Here is a 14,587-nt window from a genome sequence, read left to right on the forward strand (position 1 = left end):
TGATGTCGTGGGTGGACGTCACCGGCGCTCGCCGGCCGGGACGGGAACCGGAGGCGGAAGGGGCGGCGTGCCCGGACGCGCCTGACCGGAGGACCGCGAGGCACGGGTCCAGGCGACCGCCGCCAGCAGGCTCACGACCATGACGATCGGCATCCGCTGCCGGAAGATGAGGCCGATGTTGGACATGCTGGTCGCGTACGCGACGGTGGCGGGGATGACGAAGAGCAGGATGATCATCAATGCCCTGCGGCCGTTCCGCCACAGGTCGCGCGTTCCCCGCACCGCGGAGAAGAGAAGGTAGTACCACACCAGGGTTTCGACCTTGCCGAGTTGCAGCAGCAAACTGCCGCCGGCCCAGGGAAACGGTGCCAGGAGCGTGTAGACGAGTTTCGGCGCGAGCGCGCCGTACGGGTTTCCCCCGTCGTCGAAGACGACTCCGGAATCCTGGCTCGCGTTGGCCTGGCGCACCGCTTCCGACTGTCCCTGCTCGATCTGCTCGCGCAGCGTCCCAAGCGCCATGTCCCGGGTGGCGTCGGGAAAGAACACGACGAGCGCCAGGCTTCCGGCGAGAATGGCGAGGGAGCACAGAGGAAGCGCGCGCCTGGCTCCGACGAAACCGAGCAGGAGCGGCAGCGCGCACATGAAAACCATGTACGGGCGCACGTTCCACAGGGCCCACAGCAGCGGCGCGAGCAAAAGCAGTTTCCGGACGTCGAATTTCCGCACGTTGGACGCGGCGAGTCCGAGGCAGGCCAGCACCAGGAAGACGTTGAACCCGTCTTTGAACATGTCCGAGGTGTGCACCAGGAAGGCGGGCATGAACGCCGTCAGGACCAGGAGTCGGTAGGCGGCCCGCTCGTCGGCGCCGATCAGCCTGGCGAATCGGTACATCACGATGCACAGCGCGCAGGCGATCAGGGCCACCACCGCGGTGCACGCCAGGGGAGCGGGGCCGCCGCACAGGTAGATGACGAAGGCGAAGACATTGCAGGGAACGGCGACCGAATACAGGGTGCCGATCTGGTCCGAGGTGACGAACTGGATTCCCATGCGGTCCCAGTACTCCACGATGTCCAGTGCCCGCTGCTCGTAGATTCGGTTGTCCCAGCCGTACGGCAGCACGCCGTCGCGAATGAGCAGGACATGGATGACCAATCGCGCGGCGAATGCCAGGAGCAGAATCCAGACGGCCCGTCGCGCCACGTGCCCGGGCATTCCCGCCTGCACGAGGAAGACGACTGCCACCGCGGCCGCCGCGACGATTATGTATTCCACTCGAAATCACCTGAAGACGCGAGGCAAGCGGGGTTCCGGACGTCCGGTCAATGTACCGGGAGCGGTCCTGGCGGCATCGGACGCGCAGCGGCCGGATCGATCAACTTGCCGTAAAAGCTGAATTCGCGGGCCGGGCGGCGGGCGGCGAGCCGAATCTCGAAAACGTGCGATCAGGGCTCGGGAAAGAGCGGGCAACGACATCACCGGCGCGGGTGCGCCGACACCCGGCCGGTGGCGTGGATCGTAAGCCTTTCCCCGTGACAGAAGTGGAGATGCCCGCGCGCCCCGATTCGCGGGCGGCACGGGCGAGAACCGGGACGATAACTGGGACGACAACTGGGACGAGCGGACGCCGGGCGTCGGCGGGGAGAACGGCGAGATGGCTGCCCGCGGTCTTCGCCACCGCCGCCGCCACGGCGGCGGTGCTCCGCTACGGAGTCTCCGTGGGCGACGTCGTCGTCTTCGCCACCTACATCGGCCTCGGGGTCTGCCTGCCCGGCGTGCTGTGGACGCGGGCCTGCCGTCCGGGCGGCCGCACGGTCGCGGAGGAGATCGCCCTCGGGCTGTGCGTGGGCTACGCCATCGAGGTGTTCGCCTACATCGGCGCGCGTGCGCTGGGGATGCCGCTGCTCGTCGTGGCCTGGCCGGCCGGCACGTACGCGCTCTTCCTCGCCGTGCCCGGCCTGCGCGGGCACTGGAAGGGCGGCGGGCGGGACCACCCGCCCCCGCTCTGGTACTCCTGGTCGCTCGCCCTCGCCTTCGGTTTCCTGGTGGCCTGGGGCGCCGCGTCCTACTTCAGGTTGAACGCGCTGACCTGGCCGGAGCTGGGAAGGTTCGTGAGCGACGTCCCCTTCCATCTCGCCCTGATCGGTGAGCTGAGGCACCACATGCCGCCCGCCGTCCCGATGGTCGCCGGAGAGCCGCTGCTCTACCACTGGTTCGTGTACGCGCACTTCGCGGCGGCGAGCTGGATCACCGGTGTGGAACCCGTGGTGCTGCTGACCCGGCTGGCCGTGCTGCCCATGCTCGCGGCCCTCGTCGTCCTGATCGGCGCGACCGCGAGGCGCGTCAGCGGTTCCTGGACGGGGGCCTCGCTCGCCGTCGCCGGTTCCGTCTTCGTCGCCATCCCCAGCCTCTACCTCGGCGGCAACGGGGCCTTCACATGGGGAGGCATCCCCGACCTCGCCTGGGCCAGCCCCACGCAGACCTTCGGCAGCGTGCTGTTCGCGGCGGTCGTGCTGCTGCTGACCGGCCCGCGCGGGCGGGGCCGCGCCCGCGAATGGCTGCCGCCGGCACTGCTGGTCTGCGCGGTGACGGGGGCCAAGGCGACCTGTCTTCCGATGCTCGGAGCGGGGCTGCTCGCGATGGCGGCGGCGGAGGCGGCCCGGCGGGGCAGGCCGACCCGGCCGACCGTGGCGGCACTGGCGATCACCTCGGTGTGCTTCCTCTACGCGCAGGTCGTCCTGTTCGGCGGCGCGAGGCAGGCCGTCGTCGTCTCCCCTCTGTACTTCGTCCGGGCCGCCTGGGGGGAGCTCACCGGGCAGGGGGACGCGGCGCCGCCGCCGGGCTCGCTGGCCGCCCTGACCATGGTGTGCCTGCTGGGCTGGCTCGTCGCCTGGGCCGGGATAGCCGGGCTGCTGAGCCGTCCCCGAGCGCTGCTGCGGCCTCCGCTTGCCCTCATGCTGGGCATCGGCGCGGTGGGCCTCGGCACGGCGATGCTCCTCGGCCATCCCACGCGCAGCCAGCTCTTCTTCCTCTGGGGGGCCTACCCCTACCTGATGATCGCGACGGTCTGCGGGACGATCGCCGTCGTGCGGCGCGCAGGTCTGTCCCGGCGGGCCCGGTGGGGCGCGTTCTGCGCGGGAGTGGCCGCCGCCTACGTGGTCCCGGTCCTGTGCGGAGTCCGGGTTCCGCTCGGTCCCGGCCGGTCCGACCTGCTCCTGATCCTGCCCTACGCCGTGCTGGTGGCCGTCGCGGCGGTGGCCGCGTTCGTCCTGGTCGTGGTGTGGGGGCGGCGCCGCGCGGCCGCCGTGCTGGTCCTCGCGTGCGCGGGCCTGGGCCTGCTGGCCGACGCCCACGCGTTCGTCCTCGGGCACCTGCCCGCGTCCGTGCTCGCGCGCCTGCCGGGAGGGGCGGGCTCCGGCGGACCGGCGCCCGCCACGCGGCCCGCCGTACGGTCGGAGGTCGTGCCTCCGGGCGCCATGGCGGCGGCGCACTGGCTGCGGGACCACTCAGGCCCCGGCGACCTCGTCGCCACGAACGCGCACTGCCTGTGGGGGCAGGAGTCGCCCTGCGACAGCCGCCACTTCTGGGTCGCCGCGCTCTCGGAGCGACGGGTCCTGGTCGAGGGGTGGGCGTTCACCGCGAGAAGCCAGGAGCGCTGGCGCCCCGGCCTGTCGGTGAACCACCTGCCCTTCTGGGACGAGCCCATGATGGCGGCCAACGACGCCGCGTTCACGGCTCCCTCCGCGGCGGCGATGCGGCTCCTGCGCGACCGCTACGGCGTGCGCTGGCTGTTCGCGGACGAACGGCTCACCGGAGCGGGCCCCGAGGCGATCGCGAGATTCGCGGACCTCGGGTTCCGCTCCGGCGGCTACGCCGTCTACCGCCTGTCGTGACGTCCGGGCTCCGCCGCGCGCGGGTGCGCGCGGCGGAGCGCCCCGCGGGCGGCGGCCTGCGCGGGCGCGGGGTCGAACAGCACGTCGACCCAGTAGTTGGTGGCCTGGTAGCTGCTCGTCGGGAAGGCGTTCACCGGGCTGTAGGCGTAGACCCCGTTGCCCCCGGCGGTGGTGGTGGCCGGTGCGGTGAGCGGCCCGCGGACGTAGTCGCTCTCGAAGTAGAACCGGTCCACCGAGTAGTTCCCCGACGTGGTGAAGTACGTGGCGACGTAGGTGGTGCCTGCGCTGATCGAGATCGGCGGTGAGAAGTTCACCTGTTGCCAGCCGCTCGGCGTCTCGTTCGTGAACGTCGCGCTCGCCAGCAGTTGGCCACCGGCGGTCCAGAGGCTGCCTACGTGGGTGCCGGTGTTCTGCGGGCCCTTGTAGAACCTGATCCCCCTGATCGTGCCGGGCTGGGAGGCCAGGAACTTCACGCCGACGACGATGGGCCTGTTGTCCGGCTGCGACGGGATCGTGGGCACCGTGTCGTCGTCCCACAGGGTGGCCGCCGACGAGAAGACCACGTCGACCCAGTAGTTGCTCGCCTGGAACGTGCCGGCGGGGAAGGTGATCGTCGGGCTGTACGCGTACAGCCCGTTGCCCCCGCCGCTTCCGTTCGCCGGCGCGGTGATCAGCCCGTTGGAGTACTGCGCGGTGAAGTAGGGCCTGGTGACCGAGTAGAACCCCGCCGTGTGGTAGGAGACCACGTAGTCGACGCCTTCGATGATGGGCACGGGGGCCGGGAAGTTCGCCTGCTGCCAGCCGTTCGCGGTCTCGCCGGTGAACGTCGCCTGCGCCAGCAGGGTGCCGCCGGCGGTCCACAGGCTGCCGACGTGCGTGCCGGTGTTCTGGGACCCCTTGTAGAAGCGGACACCGGTGATGAAGCCGGGCGAGGTGGTGCGGAACCGGACGCCGAGCTCGACGGGCTTGGCGTCGGGGTAGTTGACCTGCGCGGGCGTGGTGTCGGACGACCAGATCGTGCACGGGCATCCGGTGTTGGAGGTGTAGGTCCGCGACGCGGGAGTGGTCTGCAGGTTCCCGATGTCGTCGACGGCCCTCGACAGCACGGTCACCGTCTGCGACTTGGGCGTGTTCCAGCGGTACTGCCAGCTTGTCCTGCCGGTCGCCCGGCGCCAGGTGGCGCCGCCGTCGACCGAGACCTCGACACCGGCCACGACGCCGCCGCCGGTGTCGGCCGCGGTGCCGCTCACCGTCACGGTCGTCCCGCCGGGGACCGAGGAGCCGAGCGTCGGCGTGACGATGGTGGAGGTCGGCGGCGCGGTGTCGGTCGACTGCGTGGCCGGGACGAGGCCCGCCTCCAGGGTGGCCGGCTGCGTCCCCATGTCGGCGAACAGGTTGACCGTCGCCTGCTTCATGTTGATGTTCGTGGGGGTGCCCGGGCGGTCGTGCACGGCGTCCAGCCCCCACGCCCACTGCGTGGTGCCCGCGCCGAAGACGATCGCGCGGCCCGGGCTGCGGTAGAGCGTCAGGTGGTGCCTGGCGGCGCCTCCGTCGTAGGTGGAGCCGTAGTCGAGCAGATATTTGCTCTCGACGAACACGGTCGTCCCCGAGAGCAGCACCAGTCCCGGCGGCGCGTAGCCGTTGTCGGGCGCCTCGTCCCACTCGTAGCCGAGCGTGCCCGTGGGGAAGACGGCGGTCTGACCGGGCTGGAGGTTCGCCACCGCGGTGTTGCGCCACAGGCGCATGGCGGCGTACTCCGCCGGGACCGTCAGCGCGTCGGAGGAGATCCCGTTGACCCGGAAGAGCGTCCCCGTCATGCCGTTCTCCGGCCTGCCGCCGTCCGAGGGCGGGGAGAAACGGGGGTCGCGCCACGTCCCGGTCCACTGCGGGCTGGGGTCGATCTTCTTGTTGGCGATCGTCTCCTTGTAGCAGACGAGCGTGCGGAACGGCGTTCCCGAGGGGTCGATGCTGCTCTCCCACCTCGTCTTCCAGAACGACTCGTTGCCCGAGAAGAAGGTGAGGCCGACGCCGTTGGCGGTGGCGTTGGTCACGTTCGTCCGCATCTCGTTGGACCAGTACTCGTCGTGCCCCGACGACATGAAGACCTTGTGGTTGAGCAGGAGCGCCGGACGTGAGGCCGTGTCGACGTTGCTGAGGTAGGCGACGTCGTAGCTGTTCATCTCCAGCCACCTGATCATCGGATACTCGGAGTTGAAGAAGTAGCTCTGCGGCTGTGAGGCGCGGGTGATGACCGGACGGTTGTAGCTCACCTTGAACGCCCGACCGGCCGGGTCGCCCTGGTAGAAGCTGTTGCCGCCGTAGGCGTTGTACGCCTGCCACGTCGCGTCGGACGTCTGCACCACCATGTCCGAGTTACGGGCGTCGTTCCTGACGACGAAGATGTTCTGGCTCACGCCGGGGGTGCCGTCGGTCCTGACGAAGTTCGCGAGGTAGACGCCGGAGACCGCGGTGGACGGCACGGCCCAGGACGCGGAGACGGCCCAGTTGCCGCAGTCGACCAGTCCCGTCGCGGCGTCGCCGAGGCAGGGCGGCTGCGTCTGCGGCAGTGCCGCCGACGGCGAGACGGTGGTGATCTGCCGCGCGCCGAGCCCCTGGTAGTAGCCGACGCGGTAGACGTCGATCCGGTACGCGGTGACCCCCGGAGCCGACACCTTGAACTGCAGGGTCTGCCCCGCGTTGACGCTCACCTGCGTGGCGAAGCCGACGATCGCGGTGCTGCCCGCTCCCGGCACGTCCCACTGTGACGGAGGGGTGCCAGGCAGGCTGTTCTCCAGGCAGATGACCGAGGCCGGCGGGCATGCCGCCCGCAGGGGCCTGGCACGGCCGTGCCCACTTCGGTGCTCACTGCCGTGCCCACTGCCGTGCCCACTGCCGGGCCGCACGGGCGCGGCTCTCCTGGAGGGCCCTGTGCCCGGTGCGGCGCCGGCTGTGGGGGCGCCGGGTGTGGGGGCGCCGGGTGTGGGGGCGCCGGCTGTGCCGGGCGTGCTGGGGATCGGTGCGGCGGGGGTGGGCGTGCCGTTGTCGCGGTCCTGAGCGGGGACCGTCACCTCGACCCGCGCCTCGTCCTGGCCGTTCCCCTCGGCGGAGGCCGGCGCCCCGGCGGCCAGGAGCAGGACGGCCACCAGGCCGGAGGTCACCGCGCCGGAGGCCGCCCGGCACATCCGCGCCATCCTGGTCCGCCCCCCGCGCCCGGCGCGAGTCCTTCTCGATGTGCCTCGCACGTCCACCCCTGTCCCCATCCAGCGGAGCGCCATGAAAGGGGGAGCGAGGGCAGGATAGCGACACGCCTCGCCCTGATCCGCGTCGTTCTGCCACCCCCGGAGAGTTCGCCACAAGGGCGGCCCTTCTTCCCGCATCATCGAGAGCGGTCTCATATAGGTAAATAGCGCCGCATATCGGGACTAATTGGATTCGATACATAGAGATGGCGATCATTGCGGAAAGTGGCTTGAGATAGTGGTAATCGCGAAATGTCGCGCGTAGGATTCACGTCGAGCGGAGGTGATCGTAGATCACCAAGGCCTTCTCATAGATCTTCCGCACAGGCGCGGCAATCAACGACTCCGGCCGCCCTTTCTCACGTCATCGTTGTCGGACTGCCGCTCCTTCCCCCGTGCGCGGCGACTCGGAGTGGTCACCGGTGCGCGTGGCGGGGCGAGAGTGAGGGAAGTCGGTTTTCACATATCTCCCGATAAACATTGAATTCGCATGAATGCGCGAGGTAGGTCGGAAATGAATCGCTCAACCGCCGCCGCCAGAGGCGGTCGGGAACCCGCGCCGGTGATCACGCACCGGGGACGCCGTCGCGGTCCGCTCGGGAGCGCCGGGCGGCGCAGGCTCGCCGCGCTCCTCGCCACCGCGCTCACCGCGCTCAGCGCCGCCCTCGTCGCGCTGCCCGGCCAGGCCGGCGCCGCGCCGTCCCTGCCTCTCGGAGCCGCCGCCTCCTACGGTGTGCTGGCGTCGCTGCAGGTGACGAACACGGACTCCACGCGGATCACCGGCGACCTCGGGGTGAGCCCGGGCAACACGGTGAGCGGCTTTCCGCCCGGCGGCGTCACCGGGACCATCCACGCCGGCGACGCCGCCGCCGCGAACGCGATGGCGGCCGCGGTCGCGGTGCGCGACCAGATCGTGGCGATGCCCACCACCGCCACCATCGGGGCGAGCCTCGGGGGGACGACCCGGGGCCCCGGTGTGTACAACTCGACCAGCGGCGCCTTCGCGATCACCAGCGGGACCCTCACCCTCGACGCGCAGGCCGATCCGGACGCGATCTTCGTGTTCCGCGCCTCCAGCCTCACCGCCGGCAACGTCAGCAACATCGAGCTGGCCGGCGGCGCCCAGGAGGACAACATCTTCTGGCAGATCGGCAACACCGTGACGCTGGGCACCTACCCCACCTTCCGAGGGAACGTCCTCGCCGGCGGCGACATCTCGGTGGGCTCGGGCTCGGCAGTCTTCGGCCGGATGTTCTCCCTGGGCGGCACGGTCGCCCTCACCGGGACCACCAGCATCCCGGCCACGCGCGTCACCGTGCCGAACAACCCGCCCACCACGACGACCGTGACCTCGACGCCCAACCCCTCGACGACCGGCCAGTCGGTCACCTTCACCGCCGACGTCCAGGCGGTGTCCGGCTCGGTCGTGCCCGCGGGAAAGGTGGCGTTCAAGGACAACGGCGTGGTCATCGGGATCGACTCGCAGTACAACGGGCATCCGGCGCAGTTCACCACGTCGAGCCTCTCGCCGGGACAGCACCGGATCACGGCCGTCTACCTGAGCGGGCCGACGTTCGACAACGAGGCAGTGATCTACTTCAAACCCAGCACGTCGCCCGAGCTCGTGCAGAGCGTGTCGAGCACCGGGCTGTGGAGCGACAGCGCGACTCCGGCCGTCGCCTCGCACAACGATTCCAGCGCCGTCGTGCTGGGAGTGAAGTTCACCGCCGCGCAGGACGGCCTGATCACGGGCATCCGGTTCTACAAGGGCGCCTCGAACGTCGGCACCCACACCGGCAGCTTATGGACGGCGGGCGGCGACAAGCTCGCGAGCGTCACCTTCACGAACGAGACGGCGTCCGGCTGGCAGCGGATGAACTTCCCGTCCCCCGTCGCCATAAGCGCGAACACGACCTACGTGGCGTCGTACCACACGACGTCGGGGTACTACTCGGTCAACCGGGACTACTTCACCTCGCCGTACGTGAACGCCCCCCTCACCGCCCCCGCGAGCGCGGCGTCGGGCGGCAACGGCGTCTACGCCTACAGCGCCTCCGACACCTTCCCCGTCAACTCCCACCGTGCCTCGAACTACTGGGTCGACGTGATGTTCACCCCGGCGCAGACCCTGTGGGACGGCAACCGGACCCCCGCCGTCGCCTCGCACAACGACCCGAGCCCCGTCGTGCTCGGGGTGAAGTTCCAGTCGTCCCAGGCAGGCGACGTCATCGGCATCCGGTTCCACAAGGGCGGGCAGAACACCGGCACCCACGTCGGCAGTCTCTGGACGAGCGGCGGGACCAAGCTGGCGACCGTCACCTTCACCGGCGAGACCCCGTCGGGATGGCAGGAGGCGTACTTCCCCACGCCCGTGGGCATCTCCGCGAACACGACATACGTGGCGTCCTACCACACGACGTCGGGACGCTACTCGCTCGACCGGGACTACTTCGACGCCCAGCACGTGAACGGCTCCCTCACCGCCCCCGCCAGCTCCGCGTCGGGCGGCAACGGCGTCTACGCCTACAGCGCCTCCGACACCTTCCCCTCCAGTTCCTTCCGCGCCTCGAACTACTGGGTGGCGCCGGTCGTGCAGTACGACGGCTGACGCACCCCGGAACGCCGCACGGAACGCCGGTGGGCTACTTCACGCCGCGGACGACGTACAGGCCGCGGTGCCGCTCGATGGAGACCTCGCTCAGGCCGAGCTCCGTGGTCCACCGGCGGAGGCGGCGGCGCGTCTGCGGGCTCTCGTACCTGGGCGCGAGCCAGTCGAAGGTGTCCAGCACGGACCAGTTCCGCTGCATCCGCGGGTCCTTGATGTCGAGGTAGCTCAGGTTGGCGACGGGCACCAGCCGCGCCAGGTAAGGGCCCGCCTTCGGCACCGAGTGCAGCGCCGTGGACAGCGGCAGGAGGCGCGGCACGGCCTTGCGCACGAAGGAGTAGAGCGTGGCGGGAGGGACGCGCCTGGTGATCGGCCTGAGGAGGTGCCGCGGATGCGTGTACGCGACCATCGCGGCGTAGACGTCCACGCAGAACCGGCCGCCGGGACGCAGGTAGCGGAAGAGCGTCTTGAACGTCCGCTCGACGTCGGGAGTGTGCTGGATGACCCCGAAGCAGAGCAGGTAGTCGAAGGACTCCTCGGGGAACGGCATCTCGTAGATGCTCGCCTGGACCAGCCGCAGGTTGGGGAACCGCCCGTTGGAGGCGGCGTTGGCGTGGACGGCGCTGGAGATGTCGAAGGACGTCACCTCGGCGCCGGTCTCGCACAGCACCTCGGTGAACCGCCCGGCGCCGCTGCCGCATTCGAGCACCCGCCGCCCGTGCAGCTCCTCCGCCGTCCAGCCGCTGGACCGGAACAGCCGCTCACGGGAGATCGGCAGACCGGAGTGGGAGTCGAGCTGGGTCAGCCGGTGCTGGTTCCACTGGTACCCGAAGCCCTCCGCGTAGTTGTCGGAGGGGACGAACCGGGGCACGCCCCGGTCGATCGGATACGTCGCGGGGCAGGCGTCGCAGTGCAGTTCGTCCTCGGCGCGCAGGGCGCCGCCGCACCGGGGGCAACGCAGCGCGTCGCACCAGTGGACACCGGTGCCGGCGTCGTTGTGACTGTGCTTCGAAAGAGCCATTCTGGTGTCTGCCTAGGAGAAGAAGGGCGGCGGTCGCGCCGCCGTCTCGACACGGGCCGGTGGGATCCAGTGTGGCGGCGCGCCTCGGGCGACGACCGGCAACGCCGTGCGCGCGGTGCGGTGTCCTTGCCAGAGCTTTATGGGCCCGCGCCGGTTCCCGGGCGGCACGCCCCGCCGGAGGGCGTAAGGCTTGCCCAATGGATTCCCCAGGGCGCGCGGTCGCGGGCGCGCCGGGCCACCGGGCCGATGTTCACTACGGCGGTGAGCACAACCAGCCTGACCGAGGTCCCCTTCACCCGGACGCACGTCTGCGAGAACGAGCTCGGCTATCTCGCCGAGGCCCTGCGCCAGGGATCCACCTGCGGGGACGGGCCGTTCACCCGCAGGGCCACCGAGCTCCTGCGCGAGCTGACCGGCGCCCGCCACGCGCTGCTGACCACCTCCTGCACGCACGCGCTGGAGATGTCGGCGATCCTGCTCGACCTGCGGCCGGGCGACGAGGTGATCATGCCGTCGTTCACCTTCGTGTCCACGGCCAACGCGTACGCGCTGCGCGGGGCCGTGCCGGTGTTCGTGGACTGCCGTCCCGACACCCTGAACATCGACGAGCGCCTGATCGAGGCGGCGATCACCGATCGCACGCGGGCCGTCGTGGTCGTCCACTACGCGGGGGTTGCCTGCGAGATGGACGCCGTGCGCTCCATCGCCGGCCGGTACGGCCTCGCCGTCGTCGAGGACAACGCCCACGGCCTGGGCGGGTCCTACCGGGGCGGGCCGCTGGGGTCGTTCGGGACGATGGCGGCGCAGAGCTTCCACGCCACGAAGAACGTGCAGTGCGGGGAGGGCGGAGCGCTGCTGCTCCAGGACGCCGCACTCGCCGAGCGCGCGGAGATCATCCGGGAGAAGGGCACCGACCGCGGCCGGTTCTACCGGGGCCAGGTCGACAAGTACCAGTGGGTCGACATCGGCTCCAGCTACCTGCCCTCTGACGTCCTCGCCGCCATGCTGACGGCCCAGCTGGAGTCGTTCGGCCGCATCCAGGCGCGGCGGCACGCGGTGTGGCAGGCCTACCACGAAGGGCTGTCGGAGTGGGCGGCGGACAACGGCGTCGCCCAGCCGGTGGTGCCGGACGACCGCGAGCATCCGGCGCACCTCTACTACCTGCTGCTGCCCGACCTGCGCCACCGGCAGGCGTTCATCGCGCGTCTCGCCGCCGCGGGCGTGCGGGCGACGTTCCACTACCAGCCGCTGCACCACGCCGCCGCCGGGCTGCGCTACGCGCGCACCGCGCCCGGCGGGTGCCCGGTGACGGAGCACGTCGCGGACCGGCTCGTACGGCTGCCGCTGTTCGCGGACCTGGACGACGCCGGCCTCGCCCGGGTGATCGAGGCCGTGCGCGGCTACCGGGTGGGCCGATGAGCTGGGGGGACGTGATGGAGCCCGGCGTGCCGCTGACGGCGCCCTCGCCGGTGGAGTCCGCGAGGTTCGGCCGCCCGATCGAGCGTCTCACCGTGTCCGCCTCGTCGGCGACGCCGCTGGAGGCCGTGTGCGAGGCGGTCGCGCGGTCGGCGGCGGACGTCGTCATCCTGCGCTACCCCGCCGAGCACGTCGGCTGGTTCGCCGCGCTGACGACGCTCGGCCGCACCGCCGTGCTGGCCGACTCGCTGGTCTACTGGCGGCTGCGGACGGGGACAGGCCGCAGGCCCGCGCCCGCGCCCGGCCTTGCCGTGGCCGGCGTGCCGGATCCCGCGGAGGTGCGCGCCTTCGTCGGCCTGACCTTCGCGGCGTACGGCAACCACTACCTCGCCAACCCGCTGTTCGACCCGGCGGACGCGGCCGAGGGCTACGCGGAGTGGGCGCTGCGGTCGGCGGCGCGGGACGGATGCGTGACCCTGCGGGACGCGGACGGCGTGCTCGCGCTCGCCACGACGGAGGAGGACGGGCCGCGCACCGAGATCCTGCTCGCCGGCGTGACCCCCGCGGCGCAGGGGCGCGGCGTCTACGCCCACCTGCTCGCGGCGGTCGAGGACCGCGCCGCCGCGCGTGGCGCGGCCGAGGTCGTCATCTCCACCCAGGGACACAACACGCGGGTCCAGCGGGCGTGGGCGCGTTACGGGTTCGAGCCGGTGCACACCCTGCTCACCGTGCATCTGATCCGGGGCCCGCTGCCGCGCTGACCACGGTGCTGACCCCGGTGCTGACCACGGTGCTGACCACGGGCTCCCGCAGGGCAGGGGAGCCGGTCCGTTCGCGGATCACGTAGGTCGGGCGGCCCATGCCGCCGCCGTGGATGCGCCCGATGTACTCCCCGAGCACGCCGATCGAGATCAGCTGCGCGGCGGAGAACAGCGCGACCATCGAGGCCAGCGTGGTGAACCCGGCGACCGTGATGCCTCCCGTGAGGAACCGCCACAACACCGCTCCGCCGAGCGCCAGGCCCACGAGGCCGACGAGGAACCCGAGGTAGCTCGCCGCCCTGAGCGGGGCCGCGCTGTAGCCGACCAGCATGTTCACGGCGTGCCGTACGAGCATCCTGGGCGTGTAGTTGGACCTGCCGTGGCCGCGCTCGTCCATGTGCACCACGGTGGAGCCGACCCGGGTGGTCGCCCACGACAGCGCCACGTCGACGGAGGCGTGCGGCCCGGTCAGGCCCTCGAACGCGTCCCGCAGCGGGGTGCGGAAGGCGCGGAACGCGCTGATCGCCCGTGCGGCGCCGACGCCGAGCGTGGCCGCCATCCCCGCCTTCACCGAGCGCGACGCGAAACTGCGCAGGAACCCGTGCTCCTCCTGACGCGGCACGCCATAGACCAGGTCGAGCCGCTCCCGCTCCAGCGCGTCCAGCAGCACCGGGATCTGCTCGGGCGGGTGCTGCAGGTCGTCGTCCATGGTGACGACCACGTCGAACCTCGCCTCCCTGATGCCCGCCACCAGGGCGTTGTGCTGCCCGTAGTTGCGCGACAGGTGCAGGGCGCGCACGCCGTCCACCTCGCGGGCCAGCCGGGACGCGGTCGCCCAGGTGTCGTCCGGGCTGCCGTCGACGACGAGGACCACCTCGTGCGGCCCGGGCAGCCGGCGCAGGACCGGCACGAGCCTGGCGACCAGCGACGGAAGAGTCCGCGCTGAGCGATAACACGGAATTACCACCGACACCGACATCGATTCCCCTGATTCGTTGGCGCGGTTTCATGGGCACCGGCGATTACACTCCTGCTGACCGGCACAGGCAGCGGACCCGGAGTGATTCAATCATGCTCGAACTGGAAAGCCGGAGCGTCCGGAGAATTCAGGCCGCCACGCTTCCCGCTTTTCTCGGCCAGCGCATCACATATCTGCTCGCCGGCGCCGCAACGGCGGGGGTGTATTACGTTCTTCTTGGCCTGGGTTTGCTGCTGACCAGGAATTCGGTGCCCTATCTTTTCCTCGTCGTGGGCTGTCATTTCGTCACCGTGGTGGCCGTCTACCCGGCGTACCGGCTCGTCGTCTTCCGGGGCTGCGCGGTGGGGTGGATCCCCGGCTACCTGCGCTTCTACGCCGTGGGGCTGACCTTTCTCGGCGCGTCGGCGGCAGGGCTGCCGCTGCTGGTGGAACTCGCCGGGATGCCGCTCATGGCCGCGCAGGCCCTGATAATCCTGCTGAGCCCGCCGTTGAGTTACCTCGCCAACCGATTCTGGGCCTTCCGGGCGACCGTCTGAGCTCGGCAACCCGCGTCACGCCGTACGGCAAAACAGCGAGCGGCGGTCCGCGTCCGAATACCGGTGGCTGTTATTTTCTGGCGACCGGCCGCCTTGCGCGCGTCCCGGGGAAATCCCATCGGCGGCCAAATTCTAGG

General features: G+C 70.9%; 9 protein-coding genes. 5 read left to right on the top strand and 4 right to left on the bottom strand.

The features are described from left to right. Window positions 1-18 precede the first annotated feature (18 nt). Window positions 19-1,275, bottom strand: a complete 1,257-nt coding sequence (locus tag HHX31_RS06065; protein WP_169945929.1) for a hypothetical protein — start codon at window positions 1,273-1,275, stop codon at window positions 19-21. A 257-nt stretch (window positions 1,276-1,532) separates the two neighbouring features. Here HHX31_RS06065 and HHX31_RS06070 point away from each other — a divergent pair, with 257 nt between their 5' ends. After that, the gene (locus HHX31_RS06070; RefSeq protein WP_169945931.1) at window positions 1,533-3,893 is read left to right on the top strand and encodes a hypothetical protein; all 2,361 of its coding nucleotides are present in this window, start codon (window positions 1,533-1,535) and stop codon (window positions 3,891-3,893) included. On the opposite strand, the gene HHX31_RS06075 is transcribed toward HHX31_RS06070, so the two are convergent. Continuing rightward, the gene (locus HHX31_RS06075; protein ID WP_249345656.1) at window positions 3,878-7,075 is read right to left on the bottom strand and encodes a DUF4082 domain-containing protein; all 3,198 of its coding nucleotides are present in this window, start codon (window positions 7,073-7,075) and stop codon (window positions 3,878-3,880) included. The two genes, HHX31_RS06070 and HHX31_RS06075, sit on opposite strands and share 16 nt — an antisense overlap. 571 nt (window positions 7,076-7,646) lie before the next feature. Here HHX31_RS06075 and HHX31_RS06080 point away from each other — a divergent pair. Beyond that, window positions 7,647-9,740: a DUF4082 domain-containing protein gene (locus HHX31_RS06080; protein ID WP_169945933.1), complete on the top strand. Its 2,094-nt coding sequence runs from the start codon at window positions 7,647-7,649 to the stop codon at window positions 9,738-9,740. Between the two features lie 34 nt (window positions 9,741-9,774). On the opposite strand, the gene HHX31_RS06085 is transcribed toward HHX31_RS06080, so the two are convergent. Continuing rightward, window positions 9,775-10,758: a methyltransferase domain-containing protein gene (locus HHX31_RS06085; protein ID WP_169945935.1), complete on the bottom strand. Its 984-nt coding sequence runs from the start codon at window positions 10,756-10,758 to the stop codon at window positions 9,775-9,777. A gap of 261 nt (window positions 10,759-11,019) precedes the next feature. Here HHX31_RS06085 and rffA point away from each other — a divergent pair, with 261 nt between their 5' ends. Both rffA and HHX31_RS06095 read left to right on the top strand, forming a co-directional pair. Then, window positions 11,020-12,177, top strand: a complete 1,158-nt coding sequence (gene rffA / locus HHX31_RS06090; RefSeq protein WP_311931615.1) for a dTDP-4-amino-4,6-dideoxygalactose transaminase — start codon at window positions 11,020-11,022, stop codon at window positions 12,175-12,177. Further along, window positions 12,174-12,935: an N-acetyltransferase gene (locus HHX31_RS06095; RefSeq protein ID WP_169945939.1), complete on the top strand. Its 762-nt coding sequence runs from the start codon at window positions 12,174-12,176 to the stop codon at window positions 12,933-12,935. Before rffA ends, HHX31_RS06095 begins: the two co-directional genes overlap by 4 nt. Here HHX31_RS06095 and HHX31_RS06100 read toward each other — a convergent pair. Continuing rightward, complete coding sequence (locus HHX31_RS06100) at window positions 12,898-13,914, bottom strand: glycosyltransferase family 2 protein (protein ID WP_169945941.1); 1,017 nt, start codon at window positions 13,912-13,914, stop codon at window positions 12,898-12,900. The genes HHX31_RS06095 and HHX31_RS06100 overlap by 38 nt on opposite strands. Window positions 13,915-14,006: 92 nt before the next feature. On the opposite strand from HHX31_RS06100, the gene HHX31_RS06105 reads away from it, so the two are divergent. Continuing rightward, window positions 14,007-14,450 carry a GtrA family protein gene (locus HHX31_RS06105; protein ID WP_169945943.1) on the top strand — a complete coding sequence of 148 codons (444 nt, stop codon included), beginning with the start codon at window positions 14,007-14,009 and terminating at the stop codon, window positions 14,448-14,450. Window positions 14,451-14,587: the final 137 nt, after the last annotated feature.

This window comes from Microbispora sp. H11081, assembly GCF_012999535.1.
In the GTDB taxonomy this organism is placed as follows: domain Bacteria; phylum Actinomycetota; class Actinomycetes; order Streptosporangiales; family Streptosporangiaceae; genus Microbispora.

What these genes read in the sequence shown, in the direction of transcription:
- HHX31_RS06075 (WP_249345656.1), bottom strand. Translation starts at nt 7,075, where the DNA reads ATGTGCCGGGCGGCCTCCGGCGCGGTGACCTCCGGCCTGGTGGCCGTC.
- HHX31_RS06095 (WP_169945939.1), top strand. Translation starts at nt 12,174, where the DNA reads ATGAGCTGGGGGGACGTGATGGAGCCCGGCGTGCCGCTGACGGCGCCC.
- HHX31_RS06080 (WP_169945933.1), top strand. Translation starts at nt 7,647, where the DNA reads ATGAATCGCTCAACCGCCGCCGCCAGAGGCGGTCGGGAACCCGCGCCG.
- HHX31_RS06100 (WP_169945941.1), bottom strand. Translation starts at nt 13,914, where the DNA reads ATGTCGGTGTCGGTGGTAATTCCGTGTTATCGCTCAGCGCGGACTCTT.
- HHX31_RS06105 (WP_169945943.1), top strand. Translation starts at nt 14,007, where the DNA reads ATGCTCGAACTGGAAAGCCGGAGCGTCCGGAGAATTCAGGCCGCCACG.
- HHX31_RS06085 (WP_169945935.1), bottom strand. Translation starts at nt 10,758, where the DNA reads ATGGCTCTTTCGAAGCACAGTCACAACGACGCCGGCACCGGTGTCCAC.